This is a genomic window from Microbacterium sp. MF43 (assembly GCF_012847295.1).
Classification (GTDB): Bacteria; Actinomycetota; Actinomycetes; order Actinomycetales; family Microbacteriaceae; genus Microbacterium.
In genome coordinates this window covers 219,072-239,612 of sequence record NZ_JABBDY010000001.1, presented here as the reverse complement: position 1 = coordinate 239,612, position 20,541 = coordinate 219,072, and the positions used below count along the sequence as shown (strand labels likewise).

The 20,541-nt window shown below is 70.2% G+C and carries 13 protein-coding genes; 5 read left to right on the top strand and 8 right to left on the bottom strand.

The window, feature by feature from the left end; translation table 11 throughout:
* Nucleotides 1-85: 85 nt before the first annotated feature.
* The 4 genes from HF323_RS01030 to HF323_RS01015 all read right to left on the bottom strand — a co-directional run bounded on the left by HF323_RS01030 (nucleotide 86) and on the right by HF323_RS01015 (nucleotide 3,128).
* Nucleotides 86-742 carry a spermidine/putrescine ABC transporter substrate-binding protein gene (locus tag HF323_RS01030; RefSeq protein WP_169580722.1) on the bottom strand — a complete coding sequence of 219 codons (657 nt, stop codon included), beginning with the start codon at nucleotides 740-742 and terminating at the stop codon, nucleotides 86-88.
* Between the two features lie 90 nt (nucleotides 743-832).
* Nucleotides 833-1,321 carry a hypothetical protein gene (locus HF323_RS01025; protein ID WP_188241618.1) on the bottom strand — a complete coding sequence of 163 codons (489 nt, stop codon included), beginning with the start codon at nucleotides 1,319-1,321 and terminating at the stop codon, nucleotides 833-835.
* Nucleotides 1,322-2,275, bottom strand: a complete 954-nt coding sequence (locus HF323_RS01020) for an ABC transporter (RefSeq protein WP_169580721.1) — start codon at nucleotides 2,273-2,275, stop codon at nucleotides 1,322-1,324.
* Nucleotides 2,276-2,375: 100 nt separating this feature from the next.
* On the bottom strand, nucleotides 2,376-3,128 hold the full coding sequence (locus HF323_RS01015) for a hypothetical protein (protein WP_317450959.1): 753 nt from the start codon (nucleotides 3,126-3,128) through the stop codon (nucleotides 2,376-2,378).
* A gap of 141 nt (nucleotides 3,129-3,269) precedes the next feature.
* Here HF323_RS01015 and HF323_RS01010 point away from each other — a divergent pair, with 141 nt between their 5' ends.
* Genes HF323_RS01010 through HF323_RS01000 form a run of 3 tightly spaced genes read left to right on the top strand, consistent with a single transcriptional unit; the run spans nucleotide 3,270 to nucleotide 5,070 of the window.
* Nucleotides 3,270-4,019: a hypothetical protein gene (locus HF323_RS01010; RefSeq protein WP_169580720.1), complete on the top strand. Its 750-nt coding sequence runs from the start codon at nucleotides 3,270-3,272 to the stop codon at nucleotides 4,017-4,019.
* Nucleotides 4,016-4,438, top strand: coding sequence for a phage holin family protein (locus tag HF323_RS01005; protein ID WP_169580719.1), 423 nt, complete (start codon nucleotides 4,016-4,018; stop codon nucleotides 4,436-4,438). The genes HF323_RS01010 and HF323_RS01005 overlap by 4 nt, the downstream gene beginning before the upstream one ends.
* Complete coding sequence (locus HF323_RS01000) at nucleotides 4,435-5,070, top strand: DUF3618 domain-containing protein (RefSeq protein WP_169580718.1); 636 nt, start codon at nucleotides 4,435-4,437, stop codon at nucleotides 5,068-5,070. Before HF323_RS01005 ends, HF323_RS01000 begins: the two co-directional genes overlap by 4 nt.
* Nucleotides 5,071-5,134: 64 nt before the next feature.
* On the opposite strand, the gene rpoC is transcribed toward HF323_RS01000, so the two are convergent.
* Both rpoC and rpoB read right to left on the bottom strand, forming a co-directional pair.
* Entirely contained in the window at nucleotides 5,135-9,010 is a 3,876-nt protein-coding gene (gene rpoC / locus HF323_RS00995) for a DNA-directed RNA polymerase subunit beta' (protein ID WP_169580717.1), read from the bottom strand.
* A gap of 48 nt (nucleotides 9,011-9,058) precedes the next feature.
* Nucleotides 9,059-12,550 (bottom strand): DNA-directed RNA polymerase subunit beta, encoded by a 3,492-nt coding sequence (gene rpoB / locus HF323_RS00990; RefSeq protein WP_169580716.1) that lies wholly within the window; start codon nucleotides 12,548-12,550, stop codon nucleotides 9,059-9,061.
* Between the two features lie 364 nt (nucleotides 12,551-12,914).
* Here rpoB and HF323_RS00985 point away from each other — a divergent pair, with 364 nt between their 5' ends.
* Together HF323_RS00985 and HF323_RS00980 are read left to right on the top strand one after the other, a co-directional pair.
* On the top strand, nucleotides 12,915-15,536 hold the full coding sequence (locus tag HF323_RS00985; protein ID WP_169580715.1) for a DUF4062 domain-containing protein: 2,622 nt from the start codon (nucleotides 12,915-12,917) through the stop codon (nucleotides 15,534-15,536).
* On the top strand, nucleotides 15,530-18,169 hold the full coding sequence (locus HF323_RS00980) for a DUF4062 domain-containing protein (RefSeq protein WP_169580714.1): 2,640 nt from the start codon (nucleotides 15,530-15,532) through the stop codon (nucleotides 18,167-18,169). Before HF323_RS00985 ends, HF323_RS00980 begins: the two co-directional genes overlap by 7 nt.
* 18 nt (nucleotides 18,170-18,187) lie before the next feature.
* Here the strand turns inward: HF323_RS00980 and HF323_RS00975 are convergent, their stop codons facing one another.
* Both HF323_RS00975 and HF323_RS00970 read right to left on the bottom strand, forming a co-directional pair.
* Nucleotides 18,188-19,738: an urea amidolyase family protein gene (locus tag HF323_RS00975; RefSeq protein ID WP_317450958.1), complete on the bottom strand. Its 1,551-nt coding sequence runs from the start codon at nucleotides 19,736-19,738 to the stop codon at nucleotides 18,188-18,190.
* A complete protein-coding gene (locus HF323_RS00970; protein ID WP_169580713.1) occupies nucleotides 19,732-20,487 on the bottom strand; it encodes a 5-oxoprolinase subunit PxpA in 756 nt (251 codons plus the stop codon). Before HF323_RS00970 ends, HF323_RS00975 begins: the two co-directional genes overlap by 7 nt.
* Between the last annotated feature and the right edge of the window lie 54 nt (nucleotides 20,488-20,541).

Here is a 20,541-nt window from a genome sequence, read left to right as displayed (position 1 = left end):
CCTCATGCACAGCAAACCCGCACATGCTAACAAAGCGCCCTGGGAGAGCCCGTGCCTCGCCGGAGCACGGCTCGTCGGCCGAAGGTCAGCCGGCCGGCGGCTCTCGGGGATCGAACGGCGCATCCAGCGAGCGGGTGAGCTCTTCGAGCATCGCCTCGATCTGCGGCTCGACGTACTGCGTGATCGCCGCCTGGATGCGGAGCCGGTGGTGGAGCAGGATCGTGCACACCTCCCGCCCGACCATGTTCGCGTAATCATCGGCGAGCCCGACCTCCTGCCGCAGGGCGGCCTTCGCCTCGGCGGAGAGCGGAGGCAGCGCGGGGACGTCGGCGTCCGCCTCGGCGGCGAGACCCGACACCGTGAAGAGGAACGGTGCCCCGGCGACCGGCTCCGGGTCGAGGGGCAGGCCCTCGTACTCGGGGTCGAGGCCTTCCGCCGGCCGGTAGCTGCGCGCACGGTTGCGCGCCGCCTGCTGATCGAGCTCCGCCTGGAGCATGGGCAGATTGAGCGAGGTGTACTCCGCGACCGCGCGATCGACGATGGTCTTGATGCGCGTCGAGAGCCCGTGCTGGACGCCGTGGGGCACGTCCGCGCCGAGACCCGCCGCCGACAGCACGGGCGACCCGAAGCAGCGGCGGCACGGGGCCACGCGGCCGCGGTGGGTGGCCGGCTCCCAGCGGGGCAGCCACGCCAGCCAGGCGTCCACCGCCTGGCTGACCTGCGTCTCGAGCGAGCGCTCCACAGGCTCCACGGTAGTACCGTCAGGGCGCGAGTCGTGGGAATCACGCAGATCACGCGTGAGAAGCGGATGCCGCGGCATCCGTCCCGACCGTCATTCGTCGTCCTCGTCCTCCCACGGCCACCGCGGACGGCGGGCTCGCGTACGCACGAGCGCGATGCCGCCCCACGCCGAGACGAAGGCCGCGCCGGCGACCACCAGACCGAACCAGGAGGTCGCCACGCGGCCGGCGATCGCGGCCGCGACGGCCGGTCCGGCGCCGGTCGCGAGCGCGCCGAACCACATGCCGGCGAGGTAGCCCAGGTAGGCCGCCGCCGTCGTCCACGCCGAGCCCCAGAAGGAGGCGGGGCGCTGACGAACCGCCACCCACAATCCCGCGACGAAGGCGACCACGGCGACGGCCGTCGCCACGACGCCCGGGACCTGTCCCAGCCCGGGAGTGGCGATGACGTCCTGACCGCTGACGAGGCTCGTCATCCCCAGCCCGAAGATCAGGAGCGCGATGAAGGCGGCAGTCGCGAAGGCGAGCGCGATCGCCGGACGGACCGGCCCGGCTCCCGGCTCGCGCGCGCCGCCGGTCATCTACGGACGGACGAGCTGCGGGCCCGCCTCGAGCGTGCGCTCGTACTCGCGCTGCGCCTCGACGTTCAGTTCGGTCACACGGCGGCCGCGCGAGGCGGCCCATGCGCCGAACCAGATCGTGAGCTCCCTGCCGATGACGAAGGCCGCGATGCCCAGCGGAGCGAGGAGATGCTCGCTCATCAGCTCGGCGCCCCGCGATGCCGTGATGTTCCAGAACTGCTCCTGGAACAGCACGCCGAGCAGATAGCCGCCCCACGAGGCGAAGCCGACGAGGAGTCCGAAGATCACCCACGAGCCCCAGCGGCCGCGGTTGATGATCGCCCCGAGCAGCCAGAACGCGAGGAAGAACGCCACCACCGGCACCCAGAAGACCCAGGTGCCGAGCGTGCCGAGCGCGAGGCCGGCGAAGGTCTCCGTGGACACGCCGCCCGAGAGCGCCGCGAGCCCGAGCCACACCGCGAAGGAGAGGACGGCGAACGCGAGCGCGGCGACAAGTCCGATCGCACCCGCGGCGGCGCGGTTGCCTCGCGGACGGGGCGCTTCCGGCGCCTGGACGAAGATCGGCTGCGGTGCCACGGCGGCGGGCGCGGCGGCGGGCTCCGACACGGGTTCGCTCGCGGTGACGACGGGAGCGGCGGCCACGGTCTCGGCCGGCGGCTCGTACGCCGCGACGGCGGGCTTGTCGTACACGGCGGTGTCGGGCGCGGAAGCGGGTGCCGCGGCCGCGGAGTCGTGCTGAAGCGAGGCCGCCTCAGGCGAGTCCCACGGGTCGGGTTCGGTCGGTGCGGCCGGCGTGGTCGACGGGTCGGGCGCCGAGGCATCCGTCGTGTCGGCTGCCGACCCTTCGCGGGCAGCCTCGGCTTCGGCGAGGCCCTCGTGCGCACGACCGACGACGTCGTCCACAGGCGTGGGCTCTTCGACCGGTTCGCCGTAGGTCGACTTGGGGTCACTCATCGCAGGCACTCCTCACGCGGGAAACAGGGTCTCGCAGTGCGAGGGTAGCCCGGCGCGCCCCGCGCGCCGCGGAGGCGTGCCGTGGTTTCGCGGGCGACGATCACCCGAACACGGAGCGCTCGAGTCTCGCGGCGTAGTCATCGGGGTGCCACGACCGCTGAACGCTGGCGAGCCAGAGCCCGTCGCGCAGCACGTGGTCCTCGATCGTCGGTCCCTGCGCGCGCGTGCAGCGCACCACGCCGTCCGCGGCCCCGCACGCGAACCCCTGGCCGCGCAGGGCGGCCTCGGCGAGCACCGGACCCTCGGCGGCGACGACAGCGAGAGCGCTCGAGACGGTGCCGCCGTCCTGCGCGGTCCACGTGCAGGCGAGGCGCACATCCGGCGCGAGCACCTCGACGAGGGCGGGCACCTCGGTGGGCGGTGCATCGGACGACTGGTCGAGGATCGTTCGTCCCTGCCACGTCAGCTCGTTCCACAGGCTGTTGGAGTACAGCGCGCGGCAGTCCACCGCGTCTCCCGCGAGGGCGTGCCGGGCGGCATTGTCGGCGGCTTCCGCGGCGGGCGCGGGAGTGGTGGCATTGCGGAGCACGTCGCCCGCCCAGGCCACCGTGACGGGCACCATCGGCAGCGACAGCCAGATGAGCGCCGCCACGATCGCGACGCAGAGGACGCCCACCGGCACGGCGATCACCGTGCTGCGCCCACCCACGCGTGCCATGGCCCCCACCACCTCCTTCTCCACGGTAAGGGCGGCGACGACGGATGCCCCGGCACGGCGCGCAGTGGGGCGCGGGTCCCGGCATTCGGCCGACGTGCGCGGGGATGCCTCGGCGGGCGCCGGAGGGGCGCGCACCCTACCCCGGTGGGCCCGAAAGCGCGACCCCCTCGGCGCAGGACCCGTCGCGGGAGAGCGTATGGGGACCGATCGCGAGAGTCGGCGCCCTCCCCGCAGGGCGCCGCATCGCCACCGCGGATGAAGAGGAGGAGCGTTGTCATGACGACATACGAAACAGGATCACCGGACCACACCGACTCCGGCGGAGAGGGCCTCAAGGACAAGGCGACCGACGCCGCCGCAGAGGTCGGAGCGGGTGCGAAGAACGTCGCGGGCGTCGCCAAGAACGAGGCATCCCACGTCGCCCGCGAAGCCAGGAGCGCTGCGCGCGGCCTGCTGTACGACGCCCGCACGCAGCTCACCGACCAGGCGTCCACGCAGAAGCAGCGTGCCGCGGACGGACTGCGCAACGTCGGCTCGCAGTTCTCCTCGATGGCGGCGAGCACCGAGTCCGGCGCAGCGAGCACCCTCGTGCGCACGCTCTCGAAGCGGGCGGATTCCGCCGCCAGCTGGCTCTCCGACCGCGAGCCCGCCGACATCGTCCAGGACGTCCGCGGCTTCGCCCGCCGGAACACGGGCCTGTTCCTCGCGATCGCCGCCGGCGTCGGCGTGGTCGCAGGACGCGTCGTGCGAGCGCTGCGCGAAGGCGAGCCGCAGGAGAGCACCTCGTTCTCCGCGGCGACCGGCAACGGCACGAACCCGGCGCTCGGCGCCACGGCGACCCCGCCGGGATACGACGAGACGCCTCTCGCGACCGCCGTCGCGTCGGGACAGGGAACCACGGTCGGCGGGGACGCTGCGGGCTACGGAGCCGGCGCCGTCGACGCCGGCTCCGGCGAGAGGGCAGTGGACGACACCACGCCGAGCGACCCGTGGGCCGCCCCCGGCACCCAGGGTGATCGACCATGACAGACCCCACCTTCGACACTCCCTCGCAGCAGCAGGCGGCGGACTCCTCGCTCGGCGAGCTCGTCGGCGAGGTCATGCGCGACCTCTCGACGCTGATCCGGCAGGAGATCGAGCTCGCCAAGGCGGAGCTGACCGACTCTGCCAAGAAGGCAGGCGCCGGGGCCGGGATGTTCGGCGGTGCCGCCTACGGCGGCATGATGGCGGTGCTCTTCCTCTCGATCGCGCTCTGGTGGGCGCTGGGCACCCTCATCGGCAACGGCTGGTCCGCGGTGATCGTCGCCGTGCTCTGGGCGATCATCGCCGCCGTGCTGTTCGCCGTGGGGCGCAGCGAGGTCAGGAAGGTCCGCGGGGCTCCCCAGACCGTCGAGACCATCAAGGAAATCCCCGAGACATTGAAGAGGAATGAGGAGAACCGATGAGCAATCCGGATGAGATCCGCGCCGACATCGAAGAGACGCATCAGCAGCTGGGCCAGGACGTCGACGCTCTCGCCGACAAGGTCACGCCCGGCAAGATCGTGGACCGTCAGAAGACGCGCCTGCGCACCCGCTTCGCGGACGTCCGCGAGCGCGTGATGGGAGCGGCCGACGACGTGGGGAGCTCGACCGCCCACGCCGCGTCCTCGGCGGGCAACGCCGTCTCGAACGCCGTCTCGTCGGCGGGAGACGCCGTCGCCGAGCTGCCCCACAAGGCGAAGCAGACCACGCAGGGCGCACCGCTCGTCGTGGGCGCCGTCGCCGCGGGAATCGGCTTCGTCGCCGCGCTGCTGATCCCCGCCTCGAACCGCGAGCGCCGGATGGCGTCGCAGCTGAAGGATCAGGCGCAGCCGCTCCTCGACAAGGCCGGCGATACCGCGCGCGAGGTCGCAGAGAACCTCAAGCAGCCCGCGAAGGACGCTGCGGACCGCGTCAAGCAGGCCGCGACCGACTCCGTCGAGACGGTCAAGGAAGAGGCCCAGGTCACGGCCGACCGCGTCAAGGAGAACGTCGGCTCGACCAGCGGCTCGGGCTCGTCGGGCACCCCCGAGTGGTCGAACACCACCGGCGTCTGACGACCGCACCACGCACGACGAAGGCCCCCGGGATGATCCCGGGGGCCTTCGCTCTGACTGGCGTCTAGTTGTAGTTCCCGCTGAAGTCGCCGTCGGTGGAGAAGCTGTCGAAGTCGACGTAGCTCAGGTCGGCGTCGCTGTACGCACCGTCCGAGGCGAAGATGCGGTTGGGGTACCGCTCGCTCTTGGCCTCCTCCGTCGCCTCGACCGAGACGTTGCGGTACTTCGCAAGTCCGGTTCCGGCGGGGATGAGCTTTCCGATGATGACGTTCTCCTTGAGGCCGACGAGCGGGTCGCTCTTGCCCTCCATCGCCGCCTGGGTCAGCACGCGCGTCGTCTCCTGGAACGACGCGGCCGACAGCCACGACTCCGTCGCGAGCGACGCCTTCGTGATACCCATCAGCTCCGGACGTCCCGACGCCGGGCGCTTGCCCTCGGCCACGGCCTCGCGGTTCATGTTCTGGTAGCGCTTGAAGTCGACCAGCTCACCCGGGAGCAGCGTGGTCTCGCCGTGGTCGACCACGGTGACCTTGCGCAGCATCTGACGGACGATGACCTCGATGTGCTTGTCGTGGATCGGCACACCCTGCGAGCGGTACACGCCCTGGACGCCGTTCACGAGGTACTTCTGCACCTCGCGGGCACCCATGACGCGCATGACCTCCTTGGGGTCGAGCGTGCCGACCTGCAGGGGCTGACCGACCGTGACGTGCTGACCGTCCTCGACCAGGAGCGTCGCGCGCTTCAGGACCGGGTAGACGTGCGGCTCGTCACCGTTGTCGGGCGTGAGGATGACCTTCTTCGACTTGTCGGTCTCGTCGATCGTGATGCGGCCGTCGGACTCGGCGATCGGGGACGCACCCTTCGGGGTGCGCGCCTCGAACAGCTCCTGCACGCGGGGAAGACCCTGCGTGATGTCGTCGGCCGACGCCGAACCACCCGTGTGGAAGGTACGCATGGTCAGCTGGGTACCGGGCTCACCGATCGACTGGGCGGCGATGATGCCGACCGCCTCGCCGATGTCGACGATCTTGCCGGTGGCCAGCGAACGGCCGTAGCACTTCGCGCAGACGCCGACGGCCGAGTCGCACGTCAGGACCGAGCGGACCTTGATGGACTCCACGCCGCCCTCGACGAGCTTGTCGATGAGCACGTCGCCTACGTCGTCGCCCGCCTCGGCGAGGACCTCGCCCTTGGGGCTGACCACGTCGGCCGCGAGCGTACGGGCGAACACCGAGTTCTCGACGTTCGCATCGCGCACGAGCGTGCCCTCCGCGCCGAGCGCGGCGATCGGCAGCTCGAGGCCCTTGGTCGTGCCGCAGTCCTCCTCGCGGATGATGACGTCCTGCGAGACGTCGACGAGACGACGCGTGAGGTAGCCCGAGTCGGCGGTACGCAGAGCCGTGTCGGCCAGACCCTTGCGGGCACCGTGCGTCGCGATGAAGTACTCCGCCACCGACAGACCCTCGCGGTACGAGGAGATGATCGGGCGCGGGATGATCTCACCCTTCGGGTTGTTCACCAGGCCTCGCATACCCGCGATGTTGCGGATCTGCAGCCAGTTACCGCGAGCACCCGACGACACCATGCGGTTGATGGTGTTGTCCTCGGGGAAGTTCTCGCGCATCGCCTTCTGAACGGCGTCGGTCGCCTCGGTCCAGATCTTGATGAGCTCCTGGCGACGCTCGGCGTCGGTGGTGAGACCCTTCTCGAACTGAGCCTGGACCTTCGCGGCCTGCTTCTCGAAGCCACCCACGATCTCGGCCTTGTTCGGCGGCGTGAGGATGTCGCTCAGCGCCACGGTGACACCCGAACGGGTGGCCCAGTAGAAGCCGGCGTCCTTGATGCGGTCGAGCGAAGCGGCGACCTCCACCTTCGGGTACTCCTCGGCCAGCTTGTTCACGATCTGCGACAGCTTGCCCTTGTCGGCCTGCTCGCGCACGAACGGGTAGCCCTTGGGGAGCGTGTCGTTGAAGATCGCCTGACCGAGCGAGGCGTCCACGAGGCCGTGGCGCTCGTAGCCGTCGGGAGCCTCGCCCTCGAGGAAGGTGAGACCCGGGATGCGGATGCGGACCTTCGCCTGCAGGTCGAGGGTGCCCTCGTCCTTCGCCAGGATCGCCTCGCCGACCGAGCCGAACACGCGACCCTCACCGGCAGCACCCTCCTTGACCGTGGTCAGGTGGTGCAGACCGATGATCATGTCCTGCGACGGCAGGGTGACCGGACGGCCGTCCGACGGCTTGAGGATGTTGTTCGACGCGAGCATGAGGATGCGGGCCTCAGCCTGCGCCTCGACCGACAGCGGCAGGTGCACGGCCATCTGGTCGCCGTCGAAGTCCGCGTTGAACGCGGCGCAGACGAGCGGGTGCAGCTGGATCGCCTTGCCCTCGACGAGCTGCGGCTCGAACGCCTGGATGCCGAGGCGGTGCAGGGTGGGCGCACGGTTGAGCAGCACGGGGCGCTCGCGGATGATCTCCTCGAGCACGTCCCACACCTCGGGACGCGTACGCTCGACGGCGCGCTTGGCCGCCTTGATGTTCTGCGAGTGACCGAGATCGATCAGGCGCTTGATCACGAACGGCTTGAAGAGCTCGAGCGCCATCTGCTTGGGCAGACCGCACTGGTGCAGCTTCAGCTGCGGCCCGACGATGATGACCGAACGACCCGAGTAGTCCACGCGCTTGCCGAGCAGGTTCTGACGGAACCGGCCCTGCTTGCCCTTGAGCATGTCGGACAGCGACTTGAGCGCGCGGTTGCCCGTACCGGTGACGGGGCGACCGCGGCGGCCGTTGTCGAACAGTGCGTCGACGGCCTCCTGCAGCATGCGCTTCTCGTTGTTGACGATGATCTCGGGGGCGCCGAGGTCGATCAGGCGACGGAGGCGGTTGTTGCGGTTGATCACGCGACGGTAGAGGTCGTTGAGGTCGGAGGTCGCGAAGCGGCCACCGTCCAGCTGGACCATCGGGCGCAGCTCCGGCGGGATCACCGGGACGACGTCGAGGACCATCGAAGCCGGCGACATGCCGGTCGCGAGGAACGAGTTGACGACCTTCAGGCGCTTGATCGCGCGGATCTTGCGCTGGCCCTTGCCCTCCGAGATCTGCAGGTGGAGGCTGTCGGCCTCTGCCTGGAGGTCGAAGGCCTCGAGACGGCGCTTGATCGACTCGGCGCCCATGTGGGCCTCGAAGTACTGACCGAAGCGGTCCTGCAGCTCGTGGAAGATCTCGTCCTCGCCCTTGAGCTGGCCGACCTCGAGCGTGCGGAAGTCCTCCCACACCTTCTCGAGACGGATGACCTGGTCGTCCGCGGACTTGCGGATCTGGGCCATCTCCTTCTCAGCGGCGTCCTTGACCTTCTTCTTCTGGTCGGCCTTGGCGCCTTCCTCCTCGAGAGCGGCGAGCTCCTCCTCCAGCTTCGCCAGGCGGGTGGCGATGCGCGAGTCGCGGCGGTCGGCCAGCGTCTTCAGCTCGAGGCGGATGTTGTTCTCCTGCGTCGCGAGGTCGCGGTGACGCGCCTCCTCGTCGACGGAGATCACCATGTAGGCGGCGAAGTAGATGACCTTCTCGAGGTCCTTCGGCGCCATGTCGAGGAGGTACCCGAGGCGCGAGGGCACGCCCTTGAAGTACCAGATGTGGGTCACGGGAGCGGCGAGCTCGATGTGGCCCATGCGCTCACGGCGCACCGAGGACTTGGTGACCTCGACGCCGCAGCGCTCGCAGACGATGCCCTTGAAGCGCACGCGCTTGTACTTGCCGCACGCGCACTCCCAGTCGCGGGAGGGCCCGAAGATCTGCTCTCCGAAGAGGCCGTCCTTCTCGGGCTTCAGGGTGCGGTAGTTGATGGTCTCAGGCTTCTTGACCTCACCGAAGGACCAACGACGGATGTCGTCGGCAGTGGCCAGGCCGATGCGAAGCTGATCGAAAGTGGTTGACTCGAGCACTAGTTCTCAGTTCTCCTGTGTCGAAAATTCTGTATCGGGCCGGCCGGGTCAGATCTCGTCGATCGACGAGGACTCGAAGCGGCTGGAGATGTTGATGCCGAGCTCTTCCGCGGCGCGGAAGGCGTCGTCGTCGGTGTCGCGGAGGTTCACCGCTGTGCCGTCGGCCGAGAGCACCTCGACGTTCAGGCAGAGCGACTGCATCTCCTTCATGAGCACCTTGAACGACTCCGGGATGCCGGGCTCCTGGATGTTCTCGCCCTTGACGATCGCCTCGTAGACCTTGACGCGGCCGAGGATGTCGTCGGACTTGATCGTGAGGAGCTCCTGGAGGGCGTACGCGGCGCCGTAGGCCTCGAGAGCCCACACCTCCATCTCACCGAAGCGCTGGCCACCGAACTGCGCCTTACCACCGAGCGGCTGCTGGGTGATCATCGAGTACGGTCCGGTCGAACGCGCGTGGATCTTGTCGTCGACGAGGTGGTGCAGCTTGAGGATGTACATGTAGCCGACCGAGATCGGAGCCGGGAACGGCTCGCCGGAGCGCCCGTCGAACAGCTGCGTCTTGCCCGACGAGTCGATCAGTCGATCGCCGTCGCGCGTGGGGAGCGTCGAGTCGAGCAGACCCGCGATCTCCTCTTCGAATGCGCCGTCGAACACCGGCGTGGCGACCTTGGTGCCGGGTGCCGCCTCGAAGGCCTCCTTCGGCAGGCGGGCGGCCCACTCCGGGGTGCCCTCGACCTTCCAGCCCTGCTTCGCGATCCATCCGAGGTGGGTCTCCAGGACCTGGCCGAAGTTCATTCGACCGGGGATGCCGAGCGGGTTGAGGATCACGTCGACCGGGGTGCCGTCCGCGAGGAACGGCATGTCCTCGACCGGCAGGATCTTCGCGATGACGCCCTTGTTGCCGTGACGACCGGCGAGCTTGTCGCCCTCGGTGATCTTGCGCTTCTGGGCGATGTAGACCACGACGCGGCGGTTGACGCCCGAGCCGAGCTCGTCGTCGCCGTCCTCGGCGTTGAACTCCTTGACCGCGATGATGGTGCCCTGCTCACCGTGAGGGACCTTCAGCGACGTGTCGCGCACCTCGCGGCTCTTCTCGTTGAAGATCGCGCGGAGGAGGCGCTCCTCGGCCGACAGCTCGGTCTCGCCCTTCGGGGTGACCTTGCCGACGAGGATGTCGCCGGGGCGGACCTCGGCGCCGATGCGGATGATGCCGCGCTCGTCGAGGTCCTTCAGCAGGTCGGGGCTGACGTTGGGGAGGTCCCGTGTGATCTCCTCCTTGCCGAGCTTGGTGTCGCGAGCGTCGACCTCGTACTCCTCGATGTGGATCGAGGAGAGGGTGTCGTCCTTCACGAGGTCCTGGCTGAGGATGATGGCGTCCTCGAAGTTGTGACCCTCCCACGTCATGAACGCGACGAGGAGGTTCTTGCCGAGCGCGAGCTCGCCGTTCTCCGTCGCCGGGCCGTCGGCGATGACCTCGCCGGCCTCGATGCGGTCGCCCGCCGAGACGATGACGCGCTGGTTGTACGACGTGCCCTGGTTGGAGCGGTCGAACTTGCGCAGGAAGTAGTCCTGCGTGCCGCCCTCGTCGAGCTGCACGGTCACGACGTCGGCCGAGACCTCGAGCACCACGCCCGACTTGTCGGCGGTGACGACGTCACCGGCGTCGATCGCCGCGTAGCCCTCCATACCCGTGCCCACGACGGGCGACTCGGAGCGCAGCAGCGGCACAGCCTGGCGCTGCATGTTCGCGCCCATGAGCGCGCGGTTGGCGTCGTCGTGCTCGAGGAACGGGATGAGCGAGGTCGCGACGGACACCATCTGGCGCGGCGAGACGTCCATGTAGCCGATCTCGTCGGCGTGGAACAGGTCGACCTCGCCGCCCTTCTTGCGCGCGAGGACGCGGTCCTCGGTGAAGTGGCCGTCGGCCTTGAGCGGTGCGTTGGCCTGGGCGACGATGAAGTCGTCCTCCTCCGACGCGGTGAGGTAGTCGATCTGGTCGGTGACCTTGCCGTTCACGACCTTGCGGTAGGGCGTCTCGATGAAGCCGAACGCGTTGATGCGCGCGAACGACGCAAGCGAGCCGATGAGGCCGATGTTCGGGCCTTCCGGCGTCTCGATCGGGCACATGCGGCCGTAGTGCGACGGGTGGACGTCGCGGACCTCGACGCCGGCGCGCTCACGCGACAGACCACCGGGGCCCAGGGCCGAGAGGCGGCGCTTGTGGGTGAGGCCCGCGAGCGGGTTGTTCTGGTCCATGAACTGCGACAGCTGCGACGTTCCGAAGAACTCCTTGATCGCGGCGACGACGGGACGCACGTTGATCAGGGTCTGCGGCGTGATCGCCTCGATGTCCTGCGTCGTCATGCGCTCGCGGACGACGCGCTCCATGCGCGACAGACCGGTGCGGACCTGGTTCTGGATGAGCTCGCCGACCGCGCGGATGCGACGGTTGCCGAAGTTGTCGATGTCATCGATGTCGAGGCGGATCTCGGCCGTCTTGCCGGCGCGGACGCCCTCGAAGGTGACGTCGCCGCGGTGCAGGCGGACGAGGTACTTGATGGTCGCGACGATGTCGTCGACCGTGAGCACCGAGTCCGTGAGCGGCTTGTCGAGGCCGAGCTTCTGGTTGATCTTGTAGCGACCCACCTTGGCCAGGTCGTAGCGCTTCGGGTTGAAGTAGAAGTTGTCCAGCAGCGCGCGGGCGGCCTCGGCGGCGACCTGCTCGCCCGGACGGAGCTTGCGGTAGATGTCGCGGAGCGCGTCCTCCTTGGAGAGGATGGTGTCCTTCGACAGCGTCTCTTCGATCGACTCGAAGCCGGCGAACTCGGCGAGGATGTCCTCGCTGGTCAGGCCGAGCGCCTTGAGGAAGACGGTCACCGACTGCTTGCGCTTGCGGTCGATGCGCACACCGACCTGGTCGCGCTTGTCGATCTCGAACTCGAGCCACGCACCGCGGCTCGGGATGACGCGGGCCGAGACGATGTCCTTGTCGGACGTCTTGTCGGGGGTCTTGTCGAAGTAGACGCCGGGCGAGCGGACGAGCTGCGACACCACGACACGCTCGGTGCCGTTGATGATGAACGTGCCCTTGTCGGTCTGGAGCGGGAAGTCGCCCATGAAGACCGTCTGGGTCTTGATCTCACCGGTCTGGTGGTTCATGAACTCGGCCTCGACGTAGAGCGGGGCGGCGTACGTCTTGCCGCGCTCCTTGCACTCCTCGATGGAGTACTTCTCGGGCTCGAGGTAGGGGTTCGTGAACGAGAGCTGCATGGTCTCGCTCAGGTCCTCGATGGGAGAGATCTCCTCGAAGATCTCCTCGAGGCCGCTGACCTCGGGGACGTCCGAGCGACCGGCCGCCTTGGCCTCGGCGACGCGCGTCTTCCACGCGTCATTGCCGACGAGCCAGTCGAAGGACTCGGTCTGAAGCGCCAGCAGGTCGGGGACCGTCAGCGTGTCGGAGATCTTGGCGAACGAGAGGCGGGAAGCTCCGCGGCCGTTCTTGGGGGTGGTGGTGGATGCGTTGCGCGCAGCAGCCAAGGGGATTACCTCCGTGGGCCCGGTTCAGGGGCACGTTTCCTTGTCGTCAGGGTGGAGTGCTCAGTCGTCGTCCCCGATTGCCCGCGCGTCACGCCTCGCCGATGGAGCGAGGGCGCGCAGGCACAGCCGACCACCATATGAGGGCAGGGGGAATCCAAGAGCGCAACTACCAACTATACGTGGGATGACGCGCCATGTCCAGCGGGATCCTTGACGAGTTTCGGATGCTGCGGTATAACCCGCGAAATGGGCCGTCTCTTCCCCCATCCGACCGGGCGATCCGGGCTGGGTGATCGGGGTGCGGGTCGGTCCAGTCCGCGAAGAATGATGGCGGGAGTGGTCCTGGCGGGTCCATGATGTGCACATGACTGGGGTCCGAAACCCCGTGATCCGCACGCCCGACCAGCGGATCCGGGTGTTCGTGAGCTCGACGCTGCGCGAGCTCGCCGACGAGCGTCGGGTGGTGAAGGATGCGATCGAACGGCTGCGACTCGCGCCCGTGATGTTCGAGCTCGGGGCGCGCCCGCATCCGCCCCGGGAGCTCTACCGGTCCTACCTCGCGCAGAGCGACGTGTTCATCGGGATCTACGGATCGAGCTACGGCTGGGTGGCGCCCGAAGAGCAGATCTCCGGCCTCGAGGACGAGTACAACCTCGCGCCCAGGAGCATGCCCAAGCTCATCTACATCAAGGATGCCGACCGGCGTGACGAACGACTGACAGAGCTCATCGGGCGCATTCAGGCGGACGACACCGCCGCGTATCTGCACTTCGCGTCGAGCGAGGAGCTGGGCGACCAGGTCGCCGCAGACCTGGCGACGCTCCTCGCCGAGCGGTTCGATCAGTCGCGTACCGGAGACGCCGCCGCCTGGGCGGCGTCGGAGTCGGTGGCCGCGCGGGTGCCCGTTCCGTACACCCAGACGATCGGCCGCGAAGGAGAGCTGGCCGAACTGCGCGCCCTCCTCGGCGGAGGTCAGCATCGCGTCGTGAGTCTCATCGGACCCGGGGGGATCGGCAAGTCGCGCCTCGCCATCGAGGCGGCTCACGCCAACGCCGACCTCTTCCCCGACGGGACCTACTTCGTCCCTCTCGAGGGCGTGCTCGAAGCCGACCTCCTGCTGCCGACGATCGCCTACATCCTCGGCGTCCGAGACACCGGCGGCGGGTCGCTCGAGGAGCGGATCGCCCGCGCCCTGGAGAGTCGCCGGGTGCTGATCGTCCTCGACAACTTCGAGCAGATCATCGAGGAGGCGCCGGTCCTGGTGCAGCTGTACACGCTGGCGCCGCAAGCGGTGTTCCTGGTCACCAGCCGCAGCATCCTGCGCATCCGCGGCGAGCAGGTGTTCGAGGTCGACGCGCTCGCCGCGCCCGAGGAGGGCGTGCGGGCGACGCTCGAGCGCGCGCGGTTATCTCCCGCATGCCTGCTGTTCGCCGAGCGCGCTCAGGCAGCGAAGCCGGAGTTCGTGCTGTCGGCCGACAATGCCGCCGACGTCATCCACATCTGCCGCCGGCTCGAGGGGCTTCCGCTGGCGATCGAGCTGGCCGCGGCGAAGCTGCGACTGCTCACCGCGCACGACGTGGCGGAACGACTGGAGCGAAGCCTCCCGCTGCTGTCGACATCGGCGCGCGACCTCCCGGAGCGGCACCGCACGATGCGCGCGACGATCGATTGGAGCGTGAGCCTGCTCACGGTCGACCAGCGCGACATGCTGGAGGACCTCGGAGTCTTCGCCGCCCGCTTCTCGCTGGAGGCGGTCGAAGCGATCGGCGCCGGGCGGGCGTGGGGCGATGGCGCGATCGAGACGCTCGCCGCCCTCATCGACGCATCCCTGGTGAAGCAGGTCGACACCGCGGGGAGGTCGGCGTTCTCGCTGCTTGCCATCGTGCGCGAGTACGCCGTCGAGCACCTGGCTTCTCGCGGCGAACTCGAGCAGATGCAGATCGCGCACGGTCGCCACTACCTCGGACTCGTGCGCGGGATCGCCCAGAGTCTGCGCGGGCCCGGCCAGGCCGACGCCGTCGCGGAGCTGCGGCACGAGCTTCCCAACCTGCGCGCGGCCGCGCGTCACCTCGTCCATGCCGGCCTGTTCGAGGAAGCGGCCGACTTCGCCTGGCAGCTCCTCCCGTACTGGTGGATCTCGAGCCTCTTCGCCGAAGTGAAGCTGTGGATGGTCGAACTGCTCGAGAGCGAGCGCCCGCTGTCCGACCGCGCACGGGCGATCGCGCTCTTCTACTCGGTGTGGGGCGAGATGTGGCAGCGACCCAGCGATCAAGTGGTCGCCGACCTGGGAGAGTGCGTGCGGCTCTTCGCCGCGAGCGGAGACGAGGATGCCGCCGCCATGGCGCTCGCCGCGCGCGGCACGACCCGCATCCAGTTCCCGAACCCGGACGCGGTCGCCGCGCACACCGAGCTCACGCAGGCCGTCGCCACGCTGCACCGGCTCGGGGACGGATGGGGGGAGGCGCTGGCCGAGGTGGGCCTCGGGTTCATCAGCGTCGGCGGGGGGTCGATCCCCGACGCCCGCGTGCACTTCGACCGCTCGGCCGAGATCGCCGACGCCGAGCGGGACATCTTCACCCGGGCGGTCGCCGGCAACAACCGAGCCCGCATCTTCTTCGTGCTCGGCGATGTCGAGGCGGCCGAGCAGGAGTGGTTCCTCACGCTCGACATGTCGGCGCGACTGCGGTTCTTCGAAGGCGCCGCGTACGGACTGGAAGGAATGTGCGCCATCGCGGCGATCCGCGGCGACGCGTGGCGCGCCGGGGTGTTCGCCGCGGTGACGCGGTCGCTGCGCCAGACGACGGGGATGTTCGATGTCGAGGGGTTCGCCGTCCACGAGCAGCCGCTCGCCGCGCTGCGCGAGATCGATCCCGAGGGCGTCGCAGACGGCGAGCGCGCCGGCGCCGAGATGAGCCCGGCCGAAGCCGTCGCCCTCGCGCTGCCCGACGTCGAGGCCCCGGCGAGGGAGGCGCTCCTCCGATGGTGAACCCGCAGTCGCCGCATCCGGTGATCCGAACCCCCGATCAGCGGATCCGCGTGTTCGTGAGCTCCACGCTGCGCGAGCTCGCCGACGAGCGGCGCGTGGTCAAGGGCGCCATCGAGCGCATGCGGCTCGCCCCCGTGATGTTCGAGCTCGGGGCACGGCCGCATCCGCCGCGCGAGCTGTATCGGTCGTACCTGTCGCAGAGCGACGTGTTCGTCGGGATCTATGGTTCGAGCTATGGGTGGGTCGCGCCCGAGGAGGAGATCTCGGGCCTCGAGGACGAGTACAACCTGGCGCCCAGGACCATGCCGAAGCTCATCTACATCAAGGCGTCCGATGCCCGCGACGACCGCCTCACCGAGCTGATCTCGCGCATCCAGGCCGACGACACGGCGGCCTACCTGCACTTCGAATCCCCCGAAGACCTCGAGGACCAGGTCGCGAGCGACCTCGCCATGCTCCTGGCGGAACGGTTCGACGAGTCCCGCCTGAACGAAGAGCCCGACCCGGAGACGGCAGCCGCCGCCCTCGTGGCGCGAGTCCCCGTGCCGTACACCACGACGATCGGCCGCGAGGCCGACATCGCCGCCGTTCGGGACCTGCTCGCGCGCGGCACCGACCGGGTCGTGAGCCTCATCGGTCCCGGCGGCATCGGCAAGAGCCGCCTCGCCATCGAGACGGCGATCGCGACCGAGGACCTCTTTCCCGACGGCACCTACTTCGTCCTGCTGGAGGGCGTGCTGGAGCCGGGACTGCTTCTCCCGACGATCGCGTACACGCTGGGCATCCGCGACAACGGCGAGGCCGGACTGGAGGAGCGCATCTCGCACGCGCTGGCCGACCGGAAGGTGCTCGTGGTCCTGGACAACTTCGAGCAGATCGTGGATGCCGCCCCTGTGCTGGTGCGCCTGTACACGGTGGCCCCGACCGCCACATTCCTCGTCACCAGCCGCATCGTGCTGCGCATCCGCGGCGAGCGCGTGTTCGAGGTGCCGGCGCTGACGACGCCGCCGGGAGACGCTCCGGCCAGCATCGACCGAGCCAGCCGGTCGGCGGCCGTCGCACTCTTCGTCGACCGCGCGCAGGCGGTCAAGCCGGGGTTCGACGTGACGGAGGAGAACGCCGCCGACCTGGCGGAGATCTGCCGCCGCCTGGAGGGTCTGCCGCTGGCGATCGAGCTCGCCGCCGCAAAGGTGCGCATCCTCTCGCCCGCCGGCATCGCCGACCGGCTCGCGCAGAGCCTGCCTCTGCTCACGGCGGCGGTGCGAGACCTCCCCGAACGCCACCGCACGATGCGCGCGACGATCGACTGGAGCGTGAGCCTGCTGCCGAGCGCGCAGCGCGACCTCCTCGAGGATCTCGGCGTCTTCGCGACACGGTTCACGCTGGACGCCGTCGAGGCGCTCGGCGCGGGCCGCTCGTGGGAGGGACAGGAGATCGATTCCCTCGCGGCGCTCGTGGACGGCTCCCTCGTGAAGCAGACCGAGATCGGCGGGCGGTCGGTGTTCTCGCTGCTGGCCATCGTGCGCGAGTACGCGATCGGACGCCTCAAGGCGCGCGGCGAGGCCGACACCATGCGCGCGGCGCACGCCGACTACTACTTCGCGCTCGTTCGCCGCGTCTCACCGGGCCTCGGCGGCGAGACGCAGGCGGACGCGGTCGTCGAGCTCGGTCTCGAGCTCCCGAACCTCCGGGCCGCGGTGCGCCACCTCATCTACACCGACCGGCTCGACGACGCCGGCGACTTCGCCTGGAGCCTGCTCATCTACTGGTGGATCTCCGGCTTCTTCGCCGAGGTGCGACTGTGGATGCTCGAGCTCCTCGAGAAGCAGCACGAGCGCCCGATCACCCAGCACACCCGGGCGGTGGCCTGGTTCCTCGCGCTGTGGGGCGAGATGTGGCAGCGCCCCAGCGAGCAGGTCGTCGCCGGACTCGGCGAATGCGTGCGGCTGTTCACCGAGAGCGGGGACGAGGATGCCGCGGCGATGGCGCTCGCCGCGCGCGCGACCGCTCGCGTGCAGCTCGTCGACCCGAACATCGCCAAGGCCGAGAAGGAGCTGCGAAAGGCCGTCGCCAAGCTGCGCGAACTCGGCAACGGATGGGCCGAGGCGATCACGGAGGTGTCGCTGGGACGACTGGCATGGGTGCGCGGCCAGACCGACGACGCGCTGGCCCACTTCGACCGCGCGACCGAGGTGGCCGCCGCACGCGGAGACCTCTTCACCACCTCGGTCGCGGGCAACCTGCGGGCCCGCCTCACGTTCCAGCTGGGACGCATCGAGCAGGCGGAGGGCGAGTTCGTGCGCACCCTGCTCCTGTCGGTGCGGCTGCACTACGAGGAGGGCGTCGCCTACAGCCTCGAGGGCGTGTGCGCCGTCGCAGCGGCGCACGGAGAGGCATGGCGGGCGGCGGCCCTCGCGGTGGCTGCCGGAGTGATCCGCCGCCGGATCGGCATCTTCGACGTCGAGGCGTTCACGGTGCACACCCCGTATCTCGAGATCCTCCGCGGCCGCGACCCCGACAGCGTGGCGGCGGGCGAGGCGGCGGGCGCCGAGATGAGCGTCTCGGAAGCCGTGCTCCTCGCGCTCCCGCAGAGCGAGCACGCTGCCGTCGAGGAGACCCTGCGCCACTGGTGACCGTGGGCTGCCGCCGGTTCACCCCGGCGCGCGCGCATGGCGGAAACGGATGTGCGTGCCGGCCCGCGCCTGCGCGAGCAGGTCGAGCGAGGCATCCGTCACCACGGCGATCACCGGATAGCCGCCCGTGACCGGCCCGTCGGCGAGGAGGACCGTCGGACGGCCGCTCGGGGGCACCTGCAGCGCGCCCGGCACCATGCCCTCGCTCGGCAGCTCGTCGCCTCGCGTGCGCTCGAGGGCAGGACCGTCGAGCCTCGCCCCGACGCGGTCGGCCTGACTCGACACGATCCACACCGACTCGAACAGCGACGCGAGCGCCGTCGGCGAGAACCAGTCCGCCCGGGGTCCCGGCGCCAGTTCGAGGGTGAGCTCGTCGTCGTGGGGCGCGCCCCATGGTGCGAGCGGGGCGACAGGGACGGGGGCGGATGCCTCGTCCCGCACGCCGATCAGGTCGCCGGCCTTCAGCGCGGCCGGGCCCAGACCGGCCAGGAGATCCGTCGATCGCGACCCGAGCGCGGCACGGCCGTCGAGGCCTCCCCGCACGGCGAGGTAGGCCCGGGCGCCGTGCGCGAACCAATCGACGTGGAGCTCGGTGCCGGCCGGCCACGCGTGCGCCTCGTAGGGGTCGACCTCATGGCCGCCCAGACGCACCGGACCCCAGGCGCCGGCCACGGCGAACCAGAGGTCGGTGCGCGCGACGGCGCGGAACCCGCCCATCGTGATCTCGATCGCGCCCGCCGACTCGGGGTTGCCGAGCAGCCGGTTCGCGGTGCGCAGCGCGGCGCGGTCCAAGGCTCCCGACCTCGCCACGCCGAGGGACGCTGCCCCGTCGCGGCCGAGGTCCTGCAGCGTCGCGAGGAGCCCCGATTCGAGCACCTCGAACGCGGGCGCGGCCGCCCGTTCGACGGTGCGGGCTCCGGATGCGACGACGACCGTGTCGAGGGCGTCGACGGGCCGGAAGGTCACGCGCCCACCCGGCGCGAGGAGCGCCGGGGACGAGGCATCCGGATCGAACAGCACCGCGTCCGTCGCGCCCATCAGCCGCCACCCACCCGGCGTGTCACGGGGGTAGGCGCCGGAGAACCCGCCCGCGAGCCCGACGGCCCCGGCCGGAACGCGCGTGCGCGGTGAGTCCAGCCGCGGCACGTCGTAGGGCCAGTCGTCGCTCACGAGGTACCCGAATCCCGGCGCGAAGCCGGTGAACGCGACCCTCCACGACGCGGCGGCGTGCCGGCGCACGAGAGCTTCCGGGCTCACGTCGAGGAGCGCAGCCGTCTCGGAGAGGTCGGCACCGTCGTACACGACAGCGAGCTCGACGGGGGGCGCGTCCTCGGCTCGGGCAGGGCCGGCGGCGTCGGCGGCAGCCACGGCCCAGGAACGGGCGGCGGCGAGCGGGAGCACCTGCGGATCGATCCGCACCAGCACCGTACGCGCGGCCGGGACGAGGTCCGCGACACCCTCCGGACGTGTCTCACGGAGCGCCGCGTGGACCGCGAGCACGTCGTCGAGGCTCGTCGTCTCCAGCAGGAACGCCCGCTCGCCCATCGGGAGCAGCCGGGCACTCACCACGGGGCGCGCACCTCGATGCCCTCCGCGTCGAGCGCCGAGCGCACGGCGCGGGCCATCTCGACCGCGGCGGGGCTGTCGCCGTGGAGGCAGAGCGACGCCGCCTGCACGAAGACCTCTGTCCCGTCCTCCGCGCGCACGACGCCCTCGCGCACGAGGCGGACGGCTCTCGCGGCGACCTCGACCGGATCGTCGAGCAGCGCGCCCGGGGACGTCCGCGGCACCAGGCCGCCGCTGCGCGTGTATCCCCGATCGAGGAATGCCTCACGAACGAACGGCAGGCCCGCCGACGCCGCCGCGGCGGCGATCTCTCCGTCCAGGCCGAGGATGGGCAGCGCTCTCCCGATCAGGGCGGACTGATCCGCGACGGCTCTGGCGACGGCGCGGGCGTGCGAGCGGTCCACGATGACGGCGTGGTAAAGCGCGCCGTGCGGCTTGACATAGCGGACGTCGGCACCGGCGAGGATCAGCGCGCCCAGCTGCATCGCGACGGACTCCGCGAGGTCGTCGGGTGGCATCCCCATCGGGAGGCGACCGAAGTTCGCCGGATCGGGGTAGGCGGGGTGCGCACCGACCGCGACCCCGTGACGCGTGGCCCGGGCGGCGGCTTCGCGCATGGACGTGGCATCCCCCGCGTGTCCGCCGCAGGCGACGCTCGCACTGGAGATCACCGCGAACATCGCCTCGTCGTCCGCCGTCGGCACGCCGCCGACGGTCTCTCCGAGATCGGCGTTGAGGTCGATGGCCGCCATGCTCCCACGGTAGTGCGCTCGGCGCCGCGGCGGTCGGGGATGCGCCGGGCGGTC

What these genes read in the sequence shown, in the direction of transcription:
- HF323_RS01025 (WP_188241618.1), bottom strand. Translation starts at nt 1,321, where the DNA reads ATGACCGGCGGCGCGCGCGAGCCGGGAGCCGGGCCGGTCCGTCCGGCG.
- HF323_RS01020 (WP_169580721.1), bottom strand. Translation starts at nt 2,275, where the DNA reads ATGAGTGACCCCAAGTCGACCTACGGCGAACCGGTCGAAGAGCCCACG.
- HF323_RS01010 (WP_169580720.1), top strand. Translation starts at nt 3,270, where the DNA reads ATGACGACATACGAAACAGGATCACCGGACCACACCGACTCCGGCGGA.
- HF323_RS01005 (WP_169580719.1), top strand. Translation starts at nt 4,016, where the DNA reads ATGACAGACCCCACCTTCGACACTCCCTCGCAGCAGCAGGCGGCGGAC.
- HF323_RS01000 (WP_169580718.1), top strand. Translation starts at nt 4,435, where the DNA reads ATGAGCAATCCGGATGAGATCCGCGCCGACATCGAAGAGACGCATCAG.
- HF323_RS00985 (WP_169580715.1), top strand. Translation starts at nt 12,915, where the DNA reads ATGACTGGGGTCCGAAACCCCGTGATCCGCACGCCCGACCAGCGGATC.
- HF323_RS00980 (WP_169580714.1), top strand. Translation starts at nt 15,530, where the DNA reads ATGGTGAACCCGCAGTCGCCGCATCCGGTGATCCGAACCCCCGATCAG.
- HF323_RS00970 (WP_169580713.1), bottom strand. Translation starts at nt 20,487, where the DNA reads ATGGCGGCCATCGACCTCAACGCCGATCTCGGAGAGACCGTCGGCGGC.